This window comes from Nocardia sp. NPDC059236, assembly GCF_042754085.1.
In the GTDB taxonomy this organism is placed as follows: domain Bacteria; phylum Actinomycetota; class Actinomycetes; order Mycobacteriales; family Mycobacteriaceae; genus Nocardia.
Map to the genome: position 1 here is coordinate 508,485 of NZ_JBHZAF010000004.1, position 23,651 is coordinate 532,135.

Below are 23,651 nucleotides of genomic sequence, written 5' to 3' on the forward strand. Positions count from 1 at the left end.
GTACGTCATTGTCGACGCGAGGATCATACGTTAGGTTAGGCATCCCAAACTTTGACAGTTCGAGCCGAAGGTGTGTTCGTGCAGTTCTCTCGTCGGCAGTTCATCGCGGTCACCGGACTCGGCGCGGCTGGGATCCTCGCGGCCACAGCGTGTCAATCCTCCGACCGATCGGACGGCGTTCCGAGAAGCGGCGGAACCCTGCGGGTCGGCGCGCTCGGGAAGGCGTCGAAGATCGAACGCGATCCGCACAGGACGCTGAGCAACGACAGCGACTTCCTGATCGCTTCTCTGGTGTTCGACCCATTGACGGTGCCCGCGGCCAACCCGAATGTCGCACCGCGCTTGGCCTCGGCGTGGAAACAGCTCGATGATCCGCGCAGCTGGCGGTTCACCATCGCGCCGGGCGCGACATTTCACGACGGAACGCCGGTTCGATCCGGGGATGTGGTCTGGTCACTGCGCCGTCTTCACGAAATCGCCGGGGCGACAAAGGTTCCGGTTGCTTCGCCCGATTCCATAGCGGGTGACGGGCCGGATTCGGTCATCATCACAACCGCCGCCCCCAATCGGGATCTGCCGATGTTGTTGCGTCTGATGACCTTCGTCGTCAAGGACGGTGTCACCGATTTCACCGCTCCCGTCGGCACCGGGCCATTCCGGTTGGAGTCCTACAACGACGGCAACGCCCGTCTGGTCCGCAACGACGCCTGGCACGGCGGTGCGCCGAAGCTGGATGCCATCGAGATCCGCCGATTCGAAAGCGCCACGGCGCTTTCCAACGCCATCCTGGCCGGGCAGATCGACCTCGCCTCCAATGTGGGCGCGGTCGCGGGCCGGACCGCTGCAGGACGAAGCGATCTCGCGGTGGTCAGGCGGGCCAACGACGTCGTCATCCCGATCGTGATGCGCACCGCCGACGGGCCGTTCGCCGACGCCCGGGTCCGGACAGCGTTGCGGCTGGCGGTGGATCGCGACGCCATGGTCAAACAGATCACCTCCGGATACGGCACACCCGCCAACGACATACTCGGTACCGGAGACCCGACCTACGACACCGCGCTGCCCAAGCGTGGCCGTGACATCGCGCGGGCCAGGGCGCTGCTGGCCGAGGCCGGATTCGATACCGGCCGTACCTACCCATTGGTCACCAAGGACGAAGCGGTCGGCGAGGTGGATACGGCACGATTGTTCGCGACCCAGGTCGCCGAGGCCGGAGTGAAGATCGATGTCGTTGTCCAGGACGCGAACGTCTTCTACGACGAAACCTGGTTGAGGGCACCGCTGTACACCGCGAACTGGGGCACCAACGATTCGGTGATCTTCTTCGCCAGCAAGACCATGATCTCGACCACCAAATGGAGCGAGGCCGGAACCCACGACCCGGAGCTGGACGCGGCCTACCTGCGCGCGCTGTCGGCCACCGACGACGCGAGCTACCGCACGGCCAGCCACGATATCCAGCGCATCCAGTACGACCGGGGCGGCTATCTGGTCTGGGGCATCGCCGACGGCGTCGATGTGGCGTCGGCGAAGGTCCGAGACCTGCCGACTCTCGCCGGATACGGGCGAATGCAACTCGAACGGGCGTGGCTGACTCGGTGAGGAAACCCGGCTCGATCCGACGAATTCCCATGTCCCGGACAGGGTTCATGGGTGCCGGGGCCCGCTGGGCACGAATGCTCGCCCTTCGGACAGCCGGTCTGTTCTGCGTACTGATACTGGTTTTCGCGGCGGTGGCACTACTGCCGGGAGCAAGCGCCGCCGCGGTCCTGGGCCGTGACGCCGGCCCGGCGCAGGTGTCGGCCTACGAGACCGCCATGGGACTCGATCGTCCACTGCCCGTGCGATTCTGGTCCTGGCTGACCGGATTGCTGCACGGTGACCTCGGTACCAGCCTGCGAGGCGCGTCGATCAACGACATGCTCGCGGCGAAGTACCCCAACACCCTGCTCCTGGCGGGATCAGCGCTGGTGCTCACCGCGATCGCCGCCATCGTGATCGGCTCGTGGTGGTTCCTGCACCCGCGCGGACCCGCCCGGCTGCTCGGGCCGGGCACCACTGCCGCCGTCGCCGTGCCGGAGTTCGTGGTCGCGATCATGCTGGTCTCGATTTTCGCACTGGGGCTGCGCTGGCTGCCCGCGGTGACCGTCACCGATCTCGCGGGCGCGCCCGCCGATGCCGCCTCGCTGGTGCTGCCGGTACTCGCCTTGGCGATTCCACAGTCGGCGTGGAACATTCGCGTCACCCGCGCCGCGCTCGAGGAAGCCGCGCGCCTGCCGCACGTCGACGCCGCACGACTCGACGGATTCACCGATCGCCACATCCTGGCCCGGCATGTGCTGCCGGTCGCCGCACCTACCGTCGCGGCATCGCTGGCCACGTCGGTCGGCATGCTGCTCGGCGGCGCCGTGGTGGTGGAGGCGGTCTTCAACTACCCCGGGATCGGATCGGTGCTGGCGGGGTCGATGAGCGATCGCGACAGCGCGGTAGCGGCGGCCGTGGTGGCGTTGACCGGGACGGCGATCACGGCCGTATTGATCCTGGCCGATCTGGTCCGCGACTGGTCCCTGCGGGGACAACGATGACGCCGCACGGCGAGGCCCAGCGTCGCCGCGCTGTGCTGGCCGGGGCTCCGCCCGCGGCCGTGGTCCTCATGCTCGCTGCCGCGGCGGTGATCGCCCCGGGGCGACGGACCGACGGTGTCGACATTCCCTTCGCGCGCCCCTCGCGGACAGCGCTGCTGGGCACGGATCATCTCGGCCAGGACGTCCTCGCCCACTTGTGCTCGGGCGGATGGGGACTGCTCACGGTCGCCGCCGTGATCGCCGTGGCGGTGACCGCGTGCGCGGCCATGCTCGGCGTGACCGCCGCCCTGCGCCCACGGCTAGGCGTCTGCCTCGAACGGATCACCGATGTCTCGATGCTCGTGCCGCCCATTCTGGCGATCCTGCTGGTGATGCTGTCGTGGCCCGGCTCCGGGACCCTCGGGCTGGTAATTGTCGCGGTCGCGATCGGAACCCCGTACTCGGCACGGGTTTTCGCCGCGGCGGCCGCGTCGATCGCCGCAAGCGGGTACGTGGAGGTGGCGGTCGCCAGCGGAGAATCGCTGCCGTATCTGCTGGGCCGGGAGGTGCTGCCGAATCTGCGCCCCACCATTCTCGCGCAGCTGGGGCTGCGCTTCGTCGAGGCGATCTACCTGGTCAGTACCGCCGCCTTCCTCCAACTGCCCGCGACGCTGGGCGACTCGAACTGGGCGATCATGGTGCGCGACAACAGCTCCGGCGTCATGCTCAACCCGTGGGCCGTCGTCGCGCCCGCGACCGCCATCGCGGTGGTCTCGGTCAGTGTGGCCGTCGCCCTCCAACCCATCGGCACCCAGGAGCCGTCTCGATGAGCCACCCATCCGTCAACGTCGAGGAACTGACGCTGCTCGATCGGCGCAACCGTCTGCCGATCCTGCACGCCGTATCGATGACCCTGCACGCCGGGACCGTCACCGGTCTCACCGGCGGATCCGGGTCCGGCAAGACAACGCTCATGCGGGCGCTACTCGGTGCGCTGCCTGCCACGACGTGCCACACCGCCGGATCCATTCATGTTGCGGGCCATGAGGTGCTGCGGCTCGACCCCGGATCCTTGCGCCGCTTCCGCCGCGCCGAGGTGAGTTTCGTTGGCCAGGATCCGGGTTCGGCGCTCAACCCGGCGATGCAGGTGCAGACCATACTGACCGAAGCGACCGCCGATTCCGATTCCATTCAGCAGGCTCTCTCACAGGTCGGGCTGCCCAAGGCACTGCTGCTGCGGCGGCGCGACGAGCTGTCCGGCGGCCAGCAGCGGCGGGTCGCTCTCGCTCGAGCCCTATTGCGTCGCACACCGATCCTGATCGTCGACGAGCCGTTCGCCGGCCTGGACGTCCACGCTCGCCGCATCGTGGCCGACCTGCTGCGCGAACTCGCCCGTGACGACGGAAGGACAGTACTCGTCTCCGGTCATGACCACGCCACCCTCGACGCTCTGGCCGACCAGCGGATACACCTGGGCACTCATCAGGGCGCGGTATCGAAGGCGATCGGGACCACTCGGGGAACCGATGTAGGCCGAAGTCGTTTCACCGCAACGGGAATAGGGTTGCGGCGGGCCGGGCGAACCGTGCTGAAGGATGTCGCCATCGACGCCCCGTTCGGTAGCGTGACAGCGATATTCGGCGAATCCGGTGCGGGCAAAACCACCCTCGCACGCATCCTGACCGGCCTCGAGCCCGCCGCGACCGGACAGCTGCTTCTCCGCGACCACGAGATCCCGGTGGCCGGGCATCGCCGCGACAAGCGAACCCGTGCCCGCATCCAGCTGGTGCCGCAGAACCCGTTGTCGGCCTTGAATCCGCAACGCACCGTCGGCCAGATCCTCGACCGCCCGCTGGTGCGGCGCGGCATCCAAGACCGCGCCGCTGCTATCCGAACCGCCCTCGAAGCCGTCGAACTGCGACCGGAATTCGCCGACCGGCGTCCACACGAGCTGTCCGGCGGCCAGCGCCAGCGCGTATCCATCGCTCGCGCACTGGCTTTCGACCCGGATGTGCTGATCTGCGATGAAGCCACCTCCGCACTGGACCCCGCCACCGCCGAATCCATCATGACGCTGCTCGACCAAGCGGCCGTCCGCGACGACATCGCGGTCATCGTCATCGGCCACGACCTCGACCTGCTCACCCGCCACTGCACGGCGGGCATCGTCATCCACGAAGGTGCGCTCCTGACCGCCGGACCGGTACCCGAAGAGTTGGCCTATCCGAGACAAGGGATACCCGTCTGAGATAGCCATCGACCAGTCTGACGCGACCCGCCTTCGGCCTCCAACACATCAGCACGCGGTGTGGATCGACAGGGTGTGTTCGGTGCGATGCCACGCGACGAACACCGCCGCGAGCGCGATGCTCGGGTATCACCCACGGAGGGTGAAGTATCCGAGGCTGGCGAAGCCGATCACGAGGCAGTAGATGGCGAAGGGGGTCAGGGTCTTGGTCTCGAAGTATTTGACCAGGAACTTGACCGAGACGTAGGCGAGAATGCCCGCCACGACGGATCCGGCCAGCGCCGGGCCGAGGATGTCATGGTTGGCGGGCTTGAACAACTCCGGAGTCTTGAGCACTCCGGCCGCGAGGATGACCGGGGTGGCGAGCAGGAAAGCGAAGCGCGCGGCGTCCTCGTGCTTCATGCCCTTGAACAGGCCCGCCACGATGGTGCTGCCCGATCGGCTGATACCGGGAAAGAGCGCCGCGATCTGCGCGGAGCCGATGACCACCGCGTCCTTGACACCGAGGCGCGACAGCCGGACATCCGAGGCGCGGTCGTAGTCGAGGATGGGCAGCACCATGGTGTCCTGCGCGGATGCATCGGCGATGTGTCCGCCGGCGGTGAGCACCGCGGTACGTTCGTTGTCCCGCTTGCGCAGCAGCTCGGTGCCGAGCAGCACGAAACCGTTGAGTGTCAGGAAGATCGAGGTCGGGATGGGCGTTCCGAGATAGTTGCGGACCGCCTTCTCGAGTGCGAGCCCGGCCAGGCCCACCGGGATGGTGGCCAGGATCAGCAGCACACCCAGGCGGGCTTCGGGTGTGCGGATCTGCCTGGTACGCAGCACATCCCACAATCCGCCGAGGATGCGGCCCCAATCGCGCCGGAAGAAGATCACCAAGGCGAGCGCGGTGGCGACATGCATAGCCACCAGCAGCGCCAGATACGGCGAATCAGTGGCGGACATGTCGAGGTCGCGGCCCCACTGCCCGCCGATCCAGGCGGGCAGCAGGATGCTGTGCCCGAGGCTGGACACCGGGAAGAGCTCACTCACCCCTTGCAGTGCCCCGACGACGATGGATTCCAGATAGGTGATGGCCATGACGGACTCACCCGAGCGAGGTGAGCAGCGTGGTCAGGGCCTGGGACTCGGTCGCGGGGTCCGGCTTGGCGGAGCGTATCGCGTGCAGCACGGTGTCGATCTGGTGGTCGAGGGTGTCCCAGGCGGATTTGTCCATCGGCTGCAGGGTGTCCTGGTCCTTGTCCCACGCGGTTTCGAGGTCCTTGATCCGCGTCTTCGCGTCGGCCTGTTGTCCGGCTTGGACTTTGGCGAGGGTGTCTTGGGTGATGGTGCGGTAGTTCGCGATTTTCGCTGCGGGGAAATGCGCGGTCACCGCACCGGACGCCACCGCCGTGGTGGACGGACCGGCCGTGTTCTCGTCGTCTCCAGCCGCGTTGGAGTGCGGTTGCCCGGCGGCCCACACCAGCAGCGCTCCGGCCAGCACCGCGATGACCGCGTAGTAACCGAGCATGAGCCGCTCACGTGCCGGGTTCGCGGCGGAAACCGTTGTCGCGGTGTTTGTTTGGTTGTCGATGACGTCGGCGCGGGTGCGGGTGAGGTAGACGACGGTGGCCAGGATGGCGGCGAGGAACACAACGCTGGTGGCCGCAGTGCCCAAGCCGAGGCCGTGGTCGGCACGCGCCGAGGCGAACCAGTCGCCGAGGTTGGCCCCCAGCGGACGGGTGAGGATGTAGGCGAGCCAGAAGGACAGCACGCCATTGGCTCCCAGCCGCCATCCGAGCGTGATCGCGGCGATCAGCCCGGCGGGCAGCAGCACCGAGACGCCCGGCGCCCATCCGGTCAGCTGCAGCGTCCAGTCTCCGGCCGCCGTGCCGAGGGCGAAGGTGACCAGAACCGCCAGCCAGTAGAACAATTCGCGGGGCAGGGTGACGATGCTGTGGATGGACAGGGTGCGCTCGCGGGCGAACCAGATCCCGAAGACCACGGCCAGGGCCGCGGCGAAGACGCTGGTGCTCGCTGCGAGTGGCACATTCAGATTGTCGGTGAGGATGTCGGTGTAGAGGGTGCCGGTCACGCTGAGCACGACCACCGTCAGCCAGTACGCGAACGGCACATATCGGTTCAGCCGCAACTGCCAGGCCAGCACGGCGACGAGCACGACCGTGAACAGCAGCGCCGCGAGGGTCAAGCCCACCCCGAGTGAGCTGTTGATCCAATCGGCGAAACTCTCACCCACCGTAGTGCACAGGATCTTGATGATCCAGAACCACACCGTGACCTCGGGCACCTTGCTCAGCAAGCGCCGGGTCGAATCAACCCTGGAATTCGTCATCTCCGTCACGGCGGGAACGGTAGTGACCAATGACTGTGACGACGCTGAGAGCGACGACCTGCCGTTTCGCCACGTCACTGCTCATCCGCGCCGGCGGCAACTCGATGGCGTCGCCGCACTACCACGACGACCGCGACGGCGATCACCAATGCCACCAGACCCGCGACGACGTAGCTGGGGCCGCGCAGGCTGTCCTCGAGGTGATGCCAGTTGGCTCCGACTCCGTAACCGGCGACCGCCAGAACCGCAGTCCACGGCAGACAGCCCGCGAGTGTGTAGAGACCGAACCGGACGGCAGGCATACCGGCGATGCCCGCGGGCAATGAGATGAAGGTGCGGATACCGGGCAGCAGACGGGCCCAGAACACCGAGGAAGCACCGCGGCGGACGAACCAGTCCTGGGCTCGGTCGATGTCGTCGGCGCGCAGGAAGATGTACCGGCCCCAGCGGTGCAGCAGGGGGCGGCCGCCGTAGCGGCCTGCCAGCCAGGCCAGGTAACTGCCGAGCACATTGCCGGCGGTGCCGGCGGCGATCACGGCGATCAGATTGGGGTGCGGGCCACTGACCGCACCCGCCGCCAAGGCTCCGCCCAGCAGCATGGTGATTTCGGACGGGATGGGGATGCATGCCGATTCGGCGGCCATGAGCAGCAGGATCGCGGTGAGACCGTAGGTGAGGATCAGGTGCTGCACGGCACCGCCTCGTTCGGACCCGGAGACTTCGTTAGCACCGTGCCACGGTGACAAAGCGGCGCTGAGAACACGCTGAGACCGCGCCCGAGATCCGAACCGGTGTGGTCGAGAATGCCAGGCATGGCCCTCCTCGACATCGTGTGTGCCCCGTCCCGGTGGGGTCTGCGGGTGCGCTCGGCACTGACCGCGGCAGGCCGCCCAACGGCGCTTCCTCGCCGACGCCTCGCACGAGTTGCGCAGTCCGCTGGCCACCGTCGTCGCGGGATTGGAACTGGCCCAACATCATCCCGAAACCCTCGACGAAACGCTGATCGGGTCTACCCTGCTGCCCGAAGCAATCCGCATGCAGCAGCTCATCGACGACCTGCTCACGCTGGCAGCCGCCGACGACCATGGCCTCACCCTCCGCGTCACCGACGTCGACCTCGACGACATCACCGCCACCGTCGTCGACCTGCTACGGCACACCTCGGACGTGACGGTCACAGCACGGCTGCAGCCTGTCCGGCTGACCGGCGATCCGCAGGCGCTCACCCGTGTCGTCCGCAACCTGATCGATAACGCTGTCACCCATGCCCGGTCGGCTGTCATCGTCACGATCTCGGCAACTGATGACACAGCACATCTGATCATTGACGACGACGGGCCGGGAATACCTCCAGCGGATCGTTCCCGAATATTCGACCGGTTCGTCCGGCTCGAAGACGACCGCGCACGCAGCAGCGGCGGCACCGGGCTCGGACTGGCCATCGTCACCGAAATCGTTGCTGCACACCACGGTAGCGTCCAGGTCGGCGAATCATCGCTCGGCGGGGCGCGATTCAGCGTCTCGCTGCCACTGTGCGCATAGGAGAATTCCGGACCGAGGTGCGCCCGTGAAGTTTCGGCCGAGCGTTCGAGGTGGCGGCGCTGTCGTCAGGTGTTGGCGGTCACCGCCTATCGCGGCGAGGTCCGGCGTGCGCGATGGGTTACGAAGTGTCGCAACAGATTAATCGCCGTATCGAGAGCGGCCACAGCCGCGCCGGTCCGAACGGATGCATAGGTGAGTGCGAATGCCGGCGCGAAACAACCGATCAACCCAAGATGGGGATTGCTCGCGGTGGGCGTTTCTCGGCGGCCGAGACTGTCCACGCGTCGGCGTTGGCGACGGCGTAATAGAGATCGGGTGTCTCGATCGGATCAAGACGAAAGCAGCCGATGGGCCGTGTGTTAGGTAACACTATCCATAGATTGTTAGGTAATGCTACCCTCCGCCGTGCGGTGATCGAGGCCGCATGGTTGATGAGGAATGAGCAAGTCAAATGACCAAATATGGATTCACAGGTCGGGCACGCATCGCGGGGTGCGCGCTGGTGTGGACTCCGACGTGCGGCTGGCCGCGCCGGAGAACAACAACAGCGCGATGATGCTGCGCCGCGCGTTCTCCTACAACAACGGCACCACACCGTTCACCGAACGGTGGCCACCGTGGCGGCAGACCCTGGCCTACGACGCCGGGCTGCTGTTCCTTGCCTATCGGAAGGATCCACGCATCAGCTTCATCCCGGTCAACCAGAAACTCGCGCTCACCGACGCGATGAGCCAGTTCACCACCCACACTGCCACGGGCATCTTCGCGATCCCGCCGGGCGCCCACGGCGAGGGCGACTGGATCGGCGCCACGCTGTTCGCCTGAACGGCAGACCACCTCGATTCACAGTCGAACGTAATCAGTTTTCGGAGGATTTCATGAAGAAGTCGATCGTCGCGATCGCGTCGGTATCGGCGGCGGCCCTGCTGCTGGCGGGCTGTAGTGGCAATTCGTCCAAGGACGACGGGAATTCGTTCACCCTCTACAGCGGCCAGCACGAGCAGACCGTGCAGGCGCTGGTGAAGGACTTCCAGCAGCGCAGCGGCGTCACGGTGAACGTCCGCTCCGGCGATGAGGCGGAGCTGGCCAATCAGATCCTCGAGGAGGGCGACGCCTCGCCCGCCGACGCGTACTTCGCCGAGAACCCGCCCGCGCTGAATCTGCTGGAGGGCAAGGACAAACTGGCCAAGGTCGACGGACCGACCCTGGCCGCTGTCCCGGCGACGGTCAGCTCGACCAAGGGCGACTGGGTCGGCGTGTCCGCCCGATCGGCCGCATTCGTCTACAACACCGGCAAGCTGCAGGCCGCGCAGGCTCCGACCGCGGTGAAGGACCTGGCCACCCCGGCATGGAAGGGCCGGCTCGGGATCGCGCCCAGTGAAACCGATTTCGCGCCGATCGTGTCGCGCATGATCGCCCAGTCCGGCGTGGACGCCACCAAGGCGTGGCTGCAGGGCCTCAAGGACAATGGCAAGGTCTACGGCAGCAACGAGGATCTGATCGCGGCGGTGGATCGCGGCGAGGTCGACGGCGGCGTGATCGACCACTACTACTGGTACCGGATGCAGGAGGAGAAGGGCGCGGGCAACATCCACAGCGCCCTGTCCTACTTCGCGCAGGGCGACCCGGGCGCGCTGGTCGATGTCTCCGGCGTTGCGGTGCTGGCCTCGGGCAAGCATCAGGCCGCGGCCCAGAAGTGGCTGGCGTATCTGGTGAGCCAGCCCGCCCAGCAGATCATCGCCACCTCCGAGAGCTACGAGTACCCGCTGCTGGCGGGCGTGACCGACACCCGGCTGACCCGCTCGCTCGCCGATTCCGGCCCGATCGCCTCGGCCGGCGAACTCGGTGACGGCAGCCAGGCCGTCCAGCTGATGCAGAGCGTCGGCCTGCTGTCGTGAGCATCGAAGCAGTCGAGCGTGCCCGCCCATCCCGATTCCGGGGATGGGCGGGCCGCCCGCTGCCCGGACTCGGCTTGCTCGCCGGGCTGATCAGTCTGATCGTCACCTGCCCGCTGCTGTTCGTGGTCCTGCAGGCGTATCACTCCGGATGGCCCGCCGCGCACCGGCTGCTGGGCCGGCCGCTCATGGCCACCCTGCTGTGGCACACCCTCGCGCTCACCGTCACCGTCACCGCCATCACCACCGTGGTCGGGTTCAGTGCGGCGTGGCTGGTCTCACGCACCGACCTGCCCGGAAAACGCTGGTGGACAGTCATTTTGACGATGCCGCTGGCGGTGCCGGAGTTCGTGCACGGCTACTGCTGGGTGTCGCTGTTCCCGTCGGTGCACGGTTTCTGGGGTGCAGTGCTGGTCGAATCCGCGCTCTACCCTTTGGTTTTCCTACCGGTGACCGCCGTGCTGCGGCGTGGGGACGGCACCGCCGAGGAGATCGCGCGCAGCCTCGGCCATGGGCGGCTCGCCACGCTGTGGCGGGTGACCGTGCCGCTGGCCCGGCCGGCGCTCGCCGGTGGCGCGCTGCTGGTGGCGCTGTATCTGCTCGGCGAGTACGGCGCGTTCGCGATGGTCCGGTTCACCACCTTCGCCACCGCCATCTACACCCAGTACGCCACCGCCTTCGACACCGCGTCCGCGAGCATGCTCAGCCTGGTCCTCATCGCGCTCGCGTTGCTGGTGGTGACCGCCGAATCCCGCGTCGGCAGCCGCGGCCGCATCGTCGCGGACAATGCGAGCGGCCGCCGCTGCGCACCGGTCACGCTGGGTCACGCCCGTATACCCGCCCTGGCAGCGCTCACCGCGATCGTCGCTGTGACGCTGGGAGTTCCGATGTACGCGCTCGGATATTGGCTGGTGCAGGGCAACTCCAGCACGCTGCCCTCGGCGTCGATCTGGGCGCAGACGATCACCACCGTCGGATACGCGCTCGCGGCCGCCACGACCGCGACGCTGGCGGCGATCCCGGTGGCGCTGTACGCCTGGAGACGCGACAACCGGCTCGCCCGTTGCATCGAACGGGTGGCCTACCTGACCCGCGCCCTGCCCGGCATCGCTGTCGCGCTCGCGGTGGTCTACTTCGGCATCCGCTACGCCCAGCCGCTGTATCAGCAGCCGCCGATGCTCGTCGCAGGGTATGTGGTGCTGTTCTTCCCGCTCGCGCTCACCGCGGTGCGGGCCTCGCTGGCCCAGGTGCCGCCCGGTGTGGAGGAAGTCGCTCGCTCCCTGGGCACTCGCTGGTGGGGTGTACTGGGACGAGTCACGCTGCCGCTGATCGTCCCCGGTCTCGGGGCCGCGTTCGCCATGGTGGCGCTCACCGCTTCCACCGAATTGACCGCCACACTCCTGTTGCGGCCCACCGGAACCCAGACCCTCGCCACCCAATTCTGGGTCTACACCACCGGATTGGCGTGGGGCGCGGCCGCACCGTACGCGGTGGTGATGACCGCCCTGTCGATCCCGGCCGTGATGATGGTGGCCGCACGAACCCTACGACCGGTACAGGAGGGTCCCCGATGACCGGTGTGAAGATCACCAACCTGACTGCCGCGCACGGCAGGCACGAGGTTCTGCACGGGGTCGACCTCGCCGTCGACGACGGCGCACTGGCCTGCGTGCTCGGCCCGTCCGGGTGCGGCAAATCCACCCTGCTGCGCACCATCGCCGGATTCCACCGCGCGACAAGCGGATCCGTCACAGTCGGCGGACGCGTCCTCGACGACGGACGCACCCACGTCCCCGCCGAGCAGCGGCGCATCGGCTACGTGCCACAGCACGGCGCGCTGTTCCCGCACCTGAGCGCCGCCGCCAATATCGGGTTCGGGCTGCCGCGCGCCCAACGGCGCGGCCGAGTCGCCGACATGCTGGACCTGGTGGGGCTCACCGGCCTCGGCGACCGCCACCCCCACCAGCTCTCCGGCGGCCAGCAACAACGGGTCGCACTCGCCCGCGCTCTCGCACCCCGCCCCGACCTGCTGCTACTCGACGAACCCTTCTCCGCTCTCGACGCCGCGCTGCGAACCGACATCCGCGCCGAAGTCGCCGACCTGCTGCACCGCGCCCACGCCACCGCCATCCTGGTCACCCACGACGTCGACGAAGCCCTCGCCTTCGCCGACCTCATCGCCGTCATGCGCGACGGCCGCATCACCCAGACAGGCGAACCACACGAACTGTTCCACCGTCCCGCCGACAGCGACGTCGCCCGCACGCTCGGCGAAGCCAACCTCATCCCGGTAGACGCCACCGGCACAACGGTTTTCGGATTACCCCAAAACGGCCCGGACGGCAGCCTCATCCTGGTGCGCCCACACCAGCTGCGCCTGCACACCGAGCCCGCACCCGGCTCGATACCCTGCCGAGTCGTACGCACCCACTTCCGCGGCCATGACCACCGCATCGAGCTCGCCCCCGAGCCCCGCACCACCCTGCCGGACCCGCTCATCGTCTACACCCCCGCCGACTCGACTCCGCCACCGCCGGACACCACCGTTCACGTCACCGTTGCGGGTGCGGCACATCCGCTGCGCACCTGAGCCCGAGGAGGTCGCTGATCTCCACACCGAGTCCGCCGAGCGCATCGTCGTTGGTACTCGGCAGGCCCGGTCCCATGCGAGGGACCGGGCCTGCCGAGCCGAACATCCAACCGAGCGTGCGGCGACAGAATTACAACGAGCCGCCCGCAGCATGCGGAGCACCCGAAGCGTCCTTCGGACCGCTCATTTCCCGCTGCACGAAATTCTCCAGGTCGAACATGTTCGCGCTGGCCCGCTCCGCAACCGTGGCCAGCGTCTTCATCCTCGCGACCTCTTCGACCTGCTCTTTGAGGAACCACTGCATGAACTGCTCACCCTGGTAGTCGCCCTCTTCGCGGGCAGTCTTGGCGAGCTGGACGATCTGCTCGGTGACCGATTGCTCCTGGGCCAGCGCCAGCGCGATCGGCTCCTTCGCGTTCGCGAAATGCGATGTCGCGGCATCGATGTTCGCGAACTCGACGCTCACGTCCTGATCGATCAGATACTGCACGAGCATCATCGCGTGATTGCGCTCCTCCACGGCGTGCTTGTAGAAATACTTCGCAAGCACCGGCAGATCCGCATTGTCGAACCACACCGCAACCGCGCGGTACTGATGTTCGGCATTGAATTCGTTACGGATCTGCTCCTGCAGGAGCGCGTGGAATTTGCCGCTCTTGGTTTGGGTTCGGATGGGCATGCCGATGACTGTAATGCCCGTCACACCTGAGGGGTGTGTAAGTGCGGCATGATTACACCGCGGCGCGCACCCAGGGATTCCCGAAACCGTTTCGGCTCACCACACCGTCCCTGTCTCCGGGCTCAGCGGCCCTGGCAATAGTCAACGCTAGTGAGCCGAATGCAGTGCATGCATTGCTCGCCTCGTTCCGATTGCCACGTAGCCGGACTCCGGTCCGAGTCAGCGTCGATGACGAAACCATGACCGACGCGGTATCGAGCCGGCTGACCTGGCCGGCGCACCGTAGGGTGCGTGCAGGCTGCGCTCGCCTCGATGCCGGGTTCGCTGACGGCAACGGGCATTTCGTGGCCGTCGGTCTGTCGTGAAGTCGATCGAAGAGGTGATGTGATGGACGCTCGAGTCCCTGATACGGAGGCGATGGCCGACCTCCTTGGGCATCATCTTCCGGGTTTTCGGGTTGTTTCAGCGGTATGTCTCGGTCAAGGACTGGACAACGTTTCTTATGAGATCAACGGCGAGTTGATCATCCGATTCAGCAAAGAGTGCGATCCGGATCGGCGGGCCGAGCTGGTCAGCGGCGAAGCACGGCTACTGGCTGTGGTGGCCTCGATATCGCCGGTGCCGGTCCCCGATCCGATCTTCGTAGCCCCCGAGCGGGGGTGTCTGGCCTACCGCAAACTCGCCGGTCGGCCCATGATCGATCTACCCAGCGGAATCAGGGCCACTCACACCGATTCCGTCGCCGCCGTAATGGGTGAGGTACTGTCCGCCTTGCACGCCACCACACACGGCCGGATCGGTGACCTCGTCGAGATCGACGTTCAGCCAATGCAATTGTGGCTGACCGAGGCCGCGGACAATTACGCTGCCGTCGCCACGGCCCTACCATCGATCCATCGCCGCGCGGCCGAGACCTTCTTCTCGACCCCGCCCCCAGCCGACTGCGCCGACATCGTCTTCTCGCACAACGATCTGGGAATCGAGCACATCCTGTTCGATCCCCGCGCCGCCCGAGTCACTGGCATCCTCGACTGGAGCGACGTCGCGATGATCGACCCCGCCTACGACTTCGGCCTCCTCTACCGCGACCTGGGCCCCACCGCCTTGACCATCGCAATGCACACCTACCGAACCCGAACCCGCGCCGACGAAGGCACCCACGCCCGTGCCGAGTTCTACGCCCGGTGCAGTGTCTTCGAAGACCTCGCTTACGCACTCCGAACCGGACATACCGAATACCTCGACAAAAGCCTCGACTCCTTGCGATGGCTATTCCCGACCGGCCGCTGACCGCCACCGGGCAGCCCATGTCGCCACATGTGATCTGTGCCATCGGCGCGACCACTTGTGCTCGGAACAGTTGTGTCTTCACAATCGTTGTGTGCTTACAACTGTCGGCGAGCTGAGCTCGCGCCGGAAGACGATCATCCTGATCACCTGCTGTTTGAGCTTGCTGATCTCGTCCATGGACGCGACCATCGTGAATGTCGCCATCCCCGCCATCCGCGACGACCTGGGCGCGCCGCTGTCGCGGCTGCAGTGGATCGTCGACGTCTACACGCTCACCCTCGCCAGCCTGCTCATGCTCTCCGGCGCGGCCGCCGACCGCTTCGGGCGCAAGCGGGTGTTCCGCATCGGGCTGCTCACCTTCGCGGTCGGCTCGCTGCTGTGCAGCCTCGCGCCCACCATCGAGGTCCTGATCGGCGCGCGGTTCGTGCAGGCCGTCGGTGGTTCCATGCTGAATCCCGTTGCCATGTCGATCATTACGACCACCTTCACCGGCCGGATCGAGCGGGCCCGGGCGGTCGGCGTGTGGGGCGCGGTGGTCGGCATCTCGACCGCGCTGGGGCCCATGGTCGGCGGCGTGCTCATCGACAGCCTGGGCTGGCAGTCGGTGTTCTGGATCAACCTGCCCATCGTGGCGGTCGCGCTGGCGCTCACCACCGTCTATGTGCCGGAATCGAAGTCGGCCAGGCCGCGCGGCATGGATCCGATCGGGCAGGCGCTGGCGATCGTGGTCCTGTTCACCCTCGTGTACGGCCTGATCGAGCGCGAGCCCGCGGTCTTCGTGGTGTCCGCCCTGGCGCTGGCCGGATTCGTCTGGCACGAGGCGCGCCACCCGTCGCCGTTCATCGATCTGCGCTTCTTCCGCAGCTTCCCGTTCTCCTCGGCCACCGTCATCGCGGTCTGCTCGTTCGCCGCGCTGGGCGCGTTCCTGTTCGACATGTCGCTGTATCTGCAAGGGACGCGGCACTTCTCGGCCGTGCACACCGGTCTGCTGTACCTGCCGATGGCACTGGGCATGCTGTTCTTCTCGCCGCTGTCGGGGCGGCTGGTGGGCCGCTACGGCACCCGCCCGTCGCTGCTGGCCTCCGGCATCCTGATGGCGGTGGCCGCGATCGGCCTCACCCTGCTGCACCCGGACACCCCGATCTGGCAGCTGGTCATCACCTTCGCGCTGTTCGGCATCGGCTTCGGCATGGTGAACGCGCCCATCACCACCACCGCGGTGAGCGGCATGCCGCTCGATCGCGCGGGCGCGGCGGCCGCGGTCGCCTCCACCAGCCGCCAGGTCGGTGTGAGTCTCGGTGTGGCACTGTGTGGTGCGCTCACGGGCGCGGGGTTGTGGTGGACGATCGCCGGTTTCGCCGCCGCGGTCACCGCGCTGGGCGTGGCCGCCAATACCGACTGGGCGTACCGTTCGCGAGATCGCGTCGCCCCCCTGCTCGAACAGAAGGTCCCCGCTCATGCCGGATGACACGCCCACGACCGACGAGGTCTGGCGGCAGCTCACCCACCTGGTGATGGACACCCGCGACACCTGGAAGCGCGCGGTGGTGGAGCGAACCGGCATGCCGTTCAGCCGGATTCGCATCCTGCGCCGGCTGCTGCCCGGCCCGCTCACCGCCAAGGAACTGGCGCGGGCGGCCACCATGGACGCCCCCGCCACCACGGTCGTGGTCAATGATCTCGAGGAGCGCGGCCTGGTGATCCGCGAGATCGACCCGACCAATCGGCGCTGCAAGCTCATCTCGCTCACCCGCGCAGGCCAGGAGGTGGTGGCCGAGGCCCTCGCCACGCCGGACCCGGCGCCCGCCGAATTGGCCGCCCTGACCCCCGCCGACCTGCGCACACTCCACGGACTTCTGCGCAAACTCGAACACTGACTTACCCGTTCGTGATTCAACCGTTATCGTTTGTCCCGTGCGACACCGAACCTGGAAGTCCCTCGCGGCCCTTTGTGGCGCCCTGCTGATCGCGGGCACCGGTCAGAGCCTCGCCGCCGCACCGGTTTCGGGGTCGCTCGCGCGCCCGGCACTGGAAGCTCCTGTCCGCCCGCTGTTTCCGATCGCCGGCCAGACCGTGGTCCTCGATCCCGGCCACAACGGCGGCGGCGCGGCCCACACCGACGAGATCAATGCCCAGGTGCCCGACGGCCGCGGCGGCATGAAGCCCTGCAACACCACCGGCACCAGCGGTGACGACGGCTACACCGAGCACGAATTCAATTGGGATGTGGCCCAGCGCGTCCGCGACCTGCTCAGCGCCCGCGGCTACCAGGTGATCATGAGCCGCGACAGCGACACCGGCGTCGGCCCGTGCGTGAACGACCGCGGCACCCTCGGCAATCGGGTCGGCGCGGCGGCCGTGGTCTCCATCCATGCCGACGGGGCGCCCGCGGGCGCCCACGGCTTCCACGTCGCCTACTCCTCGCCCGCGCTGAACGACGCCCAGTCCGGGCCATCGGTGCAGCTGGCCACCACCCTGCGCGACACCATGGTCGGCGCGGGCTTCACCACCTCCACCTACGTCGGCTCGGACGGGCTGGACCCGCGGGCCGATCTGGCCGGGCTGAATTTCTCCGAGCGCCCGACCGCCCTCGTCGAGTGCGGGAACATGCGAGATCCCGGCGACGCCGCGGTCATCGAATCACCGGATGGCCGCGCGCGATTCGCGCAGGCCATCGCCACCGCCATCGCGGCCTATCTGAGCTAGCACACAGGACTGAACGGCTCGAGGCGCGGGCACTGTCTGCGCCCGATTTGCCGTGAGTACATTCGTCACGTCATTTACCGACCGATTTCGGGAAACCGGACCGTTGAGTTCCGGGGAGGACTCCTTGACCACGACCGAGGCACAGCCGCGCTCGCGCTTTGCGAACTGGCTACTGGAGGACGCGGGTGAGCATCACTCGCAGATTCAAGGGCCGATGGCCAAGAAGGCTCCCAAGGAGCATCAGCATTCCTGGTGGAAGGTCATGTGCCTGACGGGTGTCGACTACTTCTCGACGCTCGGTTACCAGCCCGGCATCGCGGCACTGGCCGCCGGCGTGCTGTCCCCGCTGGCGACCATCGTGCTGGTCGCGCTCACGCTGCTCGGCGCGCTCCCGGTGTATCGCCGGGTGGCCAAGGAGAGCCACAACGGCGGCGGTTCGATCGCCATGTTCGCCAACTTCCTGCCGAACTGGTGGGGCAAGATCTTCATCCTGGTGCTGCTGGGCTTCGCGGCCACCGACTTCACCATCACCATGACGCTGTCGGCCGCCGACGGTGCGGCCCACATCGTCGAGAACCCGTCCGTGCCCGGGTTCCTGCAGGACCAGAACATGACCATCACCCTGGTCCTGCTGGCACTGCTGGCGGCGGTGTTCCTCAAGGGCTTCAGTGAGGCCATCGGCATCGCGGTCGGTCTCGTCGGCGCGTATCTGGCGCTGAATCTGGTGGTCGCTGCGGTCGGCATCGTCAAGGTGCTGCAGTCGCCGCACCTGGTGACCGACTGGTCGCATCTGCTCACCGCCAAGCACGGCAATATCTTCGCCATGATCGGCGTGGCGCTGCTGGTTTTCCCCAAGCTGGCGCTGGGTCTGTCCGGCTTCGAGACCGGTGTCGCGGTCATGCCGCAGATCAAGGGTGATCCGGCCGACTCCAGGGAATACCCGCGCACCCGGATCAACGGCACCCGCAAGCTGCTGACCACCGCCGCGCTCATCATGAGCGGGTTCCTCATCGTCACCAGCTTCATCACCACCATCCTCATTCCGGAGAAGGAGTTCGAGGAGGGCGGACAGGCCAACGGCCGCGCGCTGGCCTACCTGGCGCACGAGTACCTCGGCAATGCGTTCGGCACGGTCTACGACGTCAGCACCATCGCCATCCTGTGGTTCGCAGGTGCGTCGGCCATGGCGGGCCTGCTCAACCTGGTGCCGCGTTACCTGCCGCGCTTCGGTATGGCTCCCGAATGGGCGCGCCAGATCCGGCCGCTGGTCCTGGTTTTCGCGCTGGTGTCCTTCGGTATCACCTGGTATTTCGACGCCAGTGTCGACGCCCAGGGCGCGGCATATGCGACCGGTGTGTTGGTGCTGATCACCTCCGCGGCCGTGGCGGTGACCATTTCTGCCTGGCACAAGCAGCAGTACTCGCGCGTGCTGGGCTTCGGTGTGGTGTCGCTCATCTTCGTCTACACCACCATCGACAACATCATCGAGAAGCCGGCCGGTCTGCATCTGGCCATCCTGTTCGTGGTGGCGATCATGGTGGTGTCCTTCGCCTCGCGCATCCGCCGGGCTTTCGAGCTGCGGGCCGTCGAGGTGATCTTCGACGAGAAGGCCTGCCAGATGATCGACCAGCTGGCCGAGCGCGGCGAGATCCGCATCGTCACCCACGACATCACCGATGGCCGCTCGCCCGAGGAGTACGCGGAGAAGGAGGCCGATCAGCGGCGCGAGAGCCACATCCCGGAGTCGGAGCCCATCCTTTTCCTCGAGGTCATCGTGAAGGACCCGTCGGAGTTCAGCACCACGCTGCACGTGACCGAGGTGGACGTGGACGACTACCACATCCTCACCGTCGAGGCCGCGGCCGTGCCGAACTGCATCGCGTCCATCCTGATCGCGATCCGCGACCGCACCGGCGAGTGCCCGCACGTGTACTTCGAATGGACCGAGGGCAATCCGCTGGTCAACCTGGTGCGCTTCATGTTCTTCGGTGAGGGCGAGGTGGCGCCGGTGACCCGCGAGATCCTGCGCCGGGCGATCCCGCGGCGGTCGCAGCGGCCGCACGTGCACGTCGATAGCTGACCTGCGCCGAAAAATCTAGGTGTAACTCCTGGTTTCATACATAGGTAGAATATTGCTACGCTCACGCAGCAAACGCGATATGAGACCAGGAGTACCGATGAAGCTACTTCCGAAGCTGGGCCGCCGACCGGTGACCGAACCCGGAGAGGTAGCCCTGCACGCCCGGAATGTGCAGTTCGATTGGTCCCGGACCGAACCGGTCTGGATGAAGCAGGAACCGATCGCCTCTCACGTCCTCAATGCCCTGAGCATGCTGCTGCCCGAAGGCGAGCGCATGTTCCTGGTGACCTTCGGCGAAGCCCTCGAACTGGTCAAGGACGAGAAGCTGCGCGAGGCCATGATCGGCTTCATCGGGCAGGAGTCCATGCACGCCGAGAGCCACAACGGGGCGCTCGAGGACGTGCTGTCCTCGCACGGGATCGATATCGAACCCTATGTGCGGCAGACGGAATTCCTGTTCCGCAAGACGCTGGGCCCGAAGGCGGCGGCCAGTGAGGCGGCGCGGCAGCAGCAACTGGTCGAGCGTCTCGGCGTCATCGCCGCGCTGGAGCACTTCTTCGCCTTCCTCGGCGACTGGATCATCAACGCCGACCTCGAACAGTTCGACACCGATCCGCAGATGCTGGACCTGTTCCGCTGGCACGGGGCCGAAGAGGTCGAGCACCGCATGGTCGCCCACGATGTGGCCGAGTACTTCGAGATCGGCTACGTGCGCCGCGGTGCGCTCATGCTGCTGGTGTTCCCGATCTTCATCGCACTCATCCTGCGCGGCACCAAGTTCCTGGTGCACGCCGATCCGTCGCTGCCCAACCACCGCTACCCGATGTTGATCGGGCGGATCTTCGCGGGCATGTGGCGGGGGTCGATTCCGGGGATTCCGTCGCTGCTGATCAGTGCGCTGTCCACCTTCAAGCCCGGCTACACCCCGGAGACCGTCGGCTCGACCGCGCAGGCCGTGGCCTACCTGGCGCAGTCCCCGGCCGCCCGGGCGCTGGCCTCGTGAGCGCGGTTCGTCCCGTCCCGGTCGCGCCGCCGCAGGATCTGTTCGGTAAGGGTCGTGCCGATCGCACCACGCGGGTGCTGGATTTCGTCGCCGAGAGCCGTTTGCGCTGGACCACGTTCGTCAACCGGCGTGAGCCGGACGTGCGGGTGGACGACTGGCGGATTCCGCTGGTCGTGGTGGAGCGCCGGGTGGAGGCGCACGACACCGATGTGATCAGCCTGCTGATGACCGCGCCGGACGGACGCAAGCTGCCGGAGTGGCGGCCGGGCGCGCACCTGGATCTGGAATTGCCCTCGGGGAAGGTGCGGCAGTACTCGCTGTGCGGCGACCCCGCCGACCGGCACGCGTATCGCGTTGCGGTGCGGCGCATTCCGGACGGCAACGGCGGCTCGCTCGAGGTGCACGAGGGGCTGGCGGTCGGTACCCCGGTCACCGTGCGGGGGCCACGCAATGCCTTCCCGTTCGTGCTGCCCGGGTACGGATCCTCGGCCGCGCGAGTGCATTTCGTGGCGGGCGGCATCGGCATCACGCCGATCCTGCCGATGATCCGGATGGCCGACCGGCTGGGCGTGGAGTGGAGCATGGTGTACGCCGGGCGGTCCCGCGACACCATTCCGTTCCTGTCGGAGGTGGAGTCGTTCGGCTCGCGCGTGACCGTGCGCACCGATGACGAGCACGGCATTCCCACGGCGGCGGAGCTGTTGCCGGGCGTCGGTCCCGACACCTCCGTCTACTGCTGCGGGCCGGTCGTGATGACCCAGCTCATCGCCGACGCCGTGCGCGAAATGCCCGGCGTGGAACTGTATTCCGAGCGCTTCTCGCCGCCGCCCGTGGCGAACGGCACGGCTTTTCAGGTGGAGCTGGCCCGCACCGGTGAGGTCCTCGACGTGCCCGCCGACAAGTCGGTGCTCGAGGAAGTGCTGAAGGCCCGTCCGGACTCGTCGTATTCGTGCCGGCAGGGCTTCTGCCGCACCTGTGTGGTGCGGGTGCGCTCCGGCGAGGTCGACCATCGCGACACCGTGCTCACCGACGCCGAGCGCGCGGCCGGCGACATGCTCATCTGTGTATCCCGTTGCGGCGGGGACCGTTTGGTGCTGGACATCTAGCGCCGTCTCTCAGCGAGGAGAAGATCGTGACCGATCAACCCACCGTCATCCCCGCCGCCGAACGCCTGGTGCGCAGCGGTGAATTCGACATCGCCGTCTACGAATACGGTGAGCCCTCCGCGGAAACCATTGTGCTGGTGCATGGCTGGCCCGACGACAACCATCTGTGGGACCGGGTGGTGCCGCTGCTGGCCGACCGCTTCCACGTGGTCACCTACGACACCCGCGGGCACGGTCGCTCCACCCGCACCGACCGCACCGAGGACTACCGGCTCGAGTACTTCGCGGCCGACTTCTTCGCCGTCGCCGACGCGGTGAGTCCCGATGCGCCCGTGCACATCCTGGCCCACGACTGGGGTTCGGTGGAGATGTGGGAGGCCGTCTGCGAGCCGCAGGCCGCCCGACGGGTCGCCTCCTTCACCTCGGTGTCCGGGCCCAACCTGGACCACCTGGGCGCGTGGGTGCGGTCGAGCCTGTCGCGCGGCAAGGTGTGGGGGCCGTTCACGCAGCTGCTGTCCTCGGCCTACACCGGGCTGTTCATGACCCCGGGTGTGCCGCGGGTGGTGCTCAAGCCGCTGGGCACCGAGAAGATGTGGTCGCGCTTCGTCGGGCTGATGAACGAGACCTCGCCCGCCAACATCAAGCTCGGACCCGAGTTCCGGCGCGACTTCTTCGACGGCATGCGCATCTACCGCGCCAATATCCTGCAGCGCCTAGGCGATCCGCGCGAGCGCCGCACCGAGGTGCCGGTGCAGCTGATCATCGCGCGCCGCGATGTCGCGGTGCGGCCCGCCGGCTACGACGACACCAAGGACTGGGCGCCCAACCTGTACCGGCGCGAGGTCGGCGGCGGGCACTGGCTGCCGTTCTCGCACCCGGAATTGCTCGCCACCTCCACCGTCGAGCTTATCGACTCGCTGCGGACGGGGGATGCGCCGCGCACTTTGCGTCGTGCCGAAGTCGGTGGGGAGCAGCGGCCGTTCGAGCACCAGCTGCTGGTGATCACCGGCGGCGGCAGCGGCATCGGGCGCGAGACGGCGCTCGCCTTCGCCCGCAAGGGCGCGGAAGTCGTGCTCTCCGACATCAACCTGGACTCGGCCAAGGAGACCGCGGAACTCATTGCGCGCGAAGGCGGTACGGCGCACGCCTACCAGCTGGACGTGTCCTCGGAGGCGGCTGTCACCGAGCACGCGGCGGCGGTCATCGCCACCCACGGTGTGCCGGACATTCTGATCAACAATGCCGGTGTCGGCGCGGCGGGCGACTTCTTCGAAACCCCCGCAGCCGAATTCGACCGCGTGCTGAACATCAACCTGCACGGTGTCATCAACGGCTGCCGCGCCTTCGGCAAGGCCATGGCCGACCGCGGCCTCGGCGGCCACATCGTCAACCTCTCCTCCATGGCCGCCTACACCCCCCAGCGCGGTTTCGCCGCCTACTCCACCTCCAAGTCGGCGGTCTTCATGTTCTCCGACTGCCTGCGGGCCGAACTGGCTGGACAGGGCATCGGCGTGCACACCATCTGCCCCGAGACGGTAGGGGTTGCACGTATTATCCAGCTATGCGAAACCCCACCGTCGCCCCGCTGGTCGGCATTCAGGCAGCGATTTACCTTC

At 67.2% G+C, this 23,651-nt stretch carries 21 protein-coding genes and 1 pseudogene; 18 read left to right on the forward strand and 4 right to left on the reverse strand.

Going from position 1 to position 23,651, the window contains the following annotated elements:
- Positions 1-78: 78 nt before the first annotated feature.
- The 4 genes from ACFXIV_RS14445 to ACFXIV_RS14460 are packed head-to-tail and all read left to right on the forward strand — an operon-like array spanning position 79 to position 4,812.
- Positions 79-1,602: an ABC transporter substrate-binding protein gene (locus tag ACFXIV_RS14445; RefSeq protein ID WP_379404136.1), complete on the forward strand. Its 1,524-nt coding sequence runs from the start codon at positions 79-81 to the stop codon at positions 1,600-1,602.
- 29 nt (positions 1,603-1,631) lie between these two features.
- The gene (locus ACFXIV_RS14450; RefSeq protein ID WP_379404137.1) at positions 1,632-2,585 is read left to right on the forward strand and encodes an ABC transporter permease; all 954 of its coding nucleotides are present in this window, start codon (positions 1,632-1,634) and stop codon (positions 2,583-2,585) included.
- Positions 2,582-3,394: an ABC transporter permease subunit gene (locus ACFXIV_RS14455; RefSeq protein ID WP_379404138.1), complete on the forward strand. Its 813-nt coding sequence runs from the start codon at positions 2,582-2,584 to the stop codon at positions 3,392-3,394. The genes ACFXIV_RS14450 and ACFXIV_RS14455 overlap by 4 nt, the downstream gene beginning before the upstream one ends.
- Positions 3,391-4,812 carry an ABC transporter ATP-binding protein gene (locus ACFXIV_RS14460; protein ID WP_379404139.1) on the forward strand — a complete coding sequence of 474 codons (1,422 nt, stop codon included), beginning with the start codon at positions 3,391-3,393 and terminating at the stop codon, positions 4,810-4,812. The genes ACFXIV_RS14455 and ACFXIV_RS14460 overlap by 4 nt, the downstream gene beginning before the upstream one ends.
- 129 nt (positions 4,813-4,941) lie before the next feature.
- Here the strand turns inward: ACFXIV_RS14460 and ACFXIV_RS14465 are convergent, their stop codons facing one another.
- The 3 genes from ACFXIV_RS14465 to ACFXIV_RS14475 form a co-directional block, all read right to left on the reverse strand.
- Positions 4,942-5,892 (reverse strand): undecaprenyl-diphosphate phosphatase, encoded by a 951-nt coding sequence (locus ACFXIV_RS14465; protein ID WP_379404140.1) that lies wholly within the window; start codon positions 5,890-5,892, stop codon positions 4,942-4,944.
- Between the two features lie 7 nt (positions 5,893-5,899).
- Positions 5,900-7,144 (reverse strand): hypothetical protein, encoded by a 1,245-nt coding sequence (locus tag ACFXIV_RS14470; RefSeq protein WP_379404155.1) that lies wholly within the window; start codon positions 7,142-7,144, stop codon positions 5,900-5,902.
- A 74-nt stretch (positions 7,145-7,218) separates the two neighbouring features.
- Positions 7,219-7,836 (reverse strand): DedA family protein, encoded by a 618-nt coding sequence (locus ACFXIV_RS14475; RefSeq protein ID WP_379404141.1) that lies wholly within the window; start codon positions 7,834-7,836, stop codon positions 7,219-7,221.
- A gap of 208 nt (positions 7,837-8,044) precedes the next feature.
- Here ACFXIV_RS14475 and ACFXIV_RS14480 point away from each other — a divergent pair.
- From ACFXIV_RS14480 to ACFXIV_RS14505, 6 genes and pseudogenes are all read left to right on the forward strand, one after another.
- Positions 8,045-8,212: pseudogene (locus ACFXIV_RS14480) on the forward strand (histidine kinase dimerization/phospho-acceptor domain-containing protein); the annotation flags it as partial.
- Entirely contained in the window at positions 8,210-8,686 is a 477-nt protein-coding gene (locus tag ACFXIV_RS14485; RefSeq protein WP_379404156.1) for a sensor histidine kinase, read from the forward strand. The pseudogene ACFXIV_RS14480 and the gene ACFXIV_RS14485, both read left to right, overlap by 3 nt.
- Positions 8,687-9,190: 504 nt before the next feature.
- Positions 9,191-9,511: a hypothetical protein gene (locus ACFXIV_RS14490; protein ID WP_379421262.1), complete on the forward strand. Its 321-nt coding sequence runs from the start codon at positions 9,191-9,193 to the stop codon at positions 9,509-9,511.
- Between the two features lie 53 nt (positions 9,512-9,564).
- Entirely contained in the window at positions 9,565-10,584 is a 1,020-nt protein-coding gene (locus tag ACFXIV_RS14495; RefSeq protein ID WP_379404143.1) for an extracellular solute-binding protein, read from the forward strand.
- The gene (locus ACFXIV_RS14500; protein WP_379404144.1) at positions 10,581-12,155 is read left to right on the forward strand and encodes an ABC transporter permease; all 1,575 of its coding nucleotides are present in this window, start codon (positions 10,581-10,583) and stop codon (positions 12,153-12,155) included. Before ACFXIV_RS14495 ends, ACFXIV_RS14500 begins: the two co-directional genes overlap by 4 nt.
- Positions 12,152-13,171: an ABC transporter ATP-binding protein gene (locus ACFXIV_RS14505; protein WP_379404145.1), complete on the forward strand. Its 1,020-nt coding sequence runs from the start codon at positions 12,152-12,154 to the stop codon at positions 13,169-13,171. Before ACFXIV_RS14500 ends, ACFXIV_RS14505 begins: the two co-directional genes overlap by 4 nt.
- Positions 13,172-13,301: 130 nt before the next feature.
- Here the strand turns inward: ACFXIV_RS14505 and ACFXIV_RS14510 are convergent, their stop codons facing one another.
- On the reverse strand, positions 13,302-13,850 hold the full coding sequence (locus tag ACFXIV_RS14510; protein WP_379404146.1) for a ferritin: 549 nt from the start codon (positions 13,848-13,850) through the stop codon (positions 13,302-13,304).
- Positions 13,851-14,141: 291 nt separating this feature from the next.
- On the opposite strand from ACFXIV_RS14510, the gene ACFXIV_RS14515 reads away from it, so the two are divergent.
- The 8 genes from ACFXIV_RS14515 to ACFXIV_RS14550 all read left to right on the forward strand — a co-directional run.
- The gene (locus ACFXIV_RS14515) at positions 14,142-15,140 is read left to right on the forward strand and encodes a phosphotransferase family protein (protein WP_379404147.1); all 999 of its coding nucleotides are present in this window, start codon (positions 14,142-14,144) and stop codon (positions 15,138-15,140) included.
- Between the two features lie 91 nt (positions 15,141-15,231).
- Complete coding sequence (locus ACFXIV_RS14520) at positions 15,232-16,608, forward strand: MFS transporter (RefSeq protein WP_379404148.1); 1,377 nt, start codon at positions 15,232-15,234, stop codon at positions 16,606-16,608.
- Positions 16,598-17,017: a MarR family transcriptional regulator gene (locus tag ACFXIV_RS14525; protein ID WP_354838014.1), complete on the forward strand. Its 420-nt coding sequence runs from the start codon at positions 16,598-16,600 to the stop codon at positions 17,015-17,017. The genes ACFXIV_RS14520 and ACFXIV_RS14525 overlap by 11 nt, the downstream gene beginning before the upstream one ends.
- Before the next feature lie 37 nt (positions 17,018-17,054).
- Positions 17,055-17,846, forward strand: a complete 792-nt coding sequence (locus ACFXIV_RS14530; RefSeq protein WP_379404149.1) for an N-acetylmuramoyl-L-alanine amidase — start codon at positions 17,055-17,057, stop codon at positions 17,844-17,846.
- 124 nt (positions 17,847-17,970) lie between these two features.
- Positions 17,971-19,926, forward strand: coding sequence for an amino acid transporter (locus ACFXIV_RS14535; protein WP_379404150.1), 1,956 nt, complete (start codon positions 17,971-17,973; stop codon positions 19,924-19,926).
- Between the two features lie 97 nt (positions 19,927-20,023).
- Complete coding sequence (locus ACFXIV_RS14540) at positions 20,024-20,929, forward strand: metal-dependent hydrolase (protein ID WP_379404151.1); 906 nt, start codon at positions 20,024-20,026, stop codon at positions 20,927-20,929.
- On the forward strand, positions 20,926-22,035 hold the full coding sequence (locus ACFXIV_RS14545; RefSeq protein WP_379404152.1) for a PDR/VanB family oxidoreductase: 1,110 nt from the start codon (positions 20,926-20,928) through the stop codon (positions 22,033-22,035). Before ACFXIV_RS14540 ends, ACFXIV_RS14545 begins: the two co-directional genes overlap by 4 nt.
- Before the next feature lie 26 nt (positions 22,036-22,061).
- Positions 22,062-23,651 (forward strand): SDR family oxidoreductase (locus tag ACFXIV_RS14550; protein WP_379404153.1); only part of this gene is annotated, 1,590 nt, incomplete at its 3' end.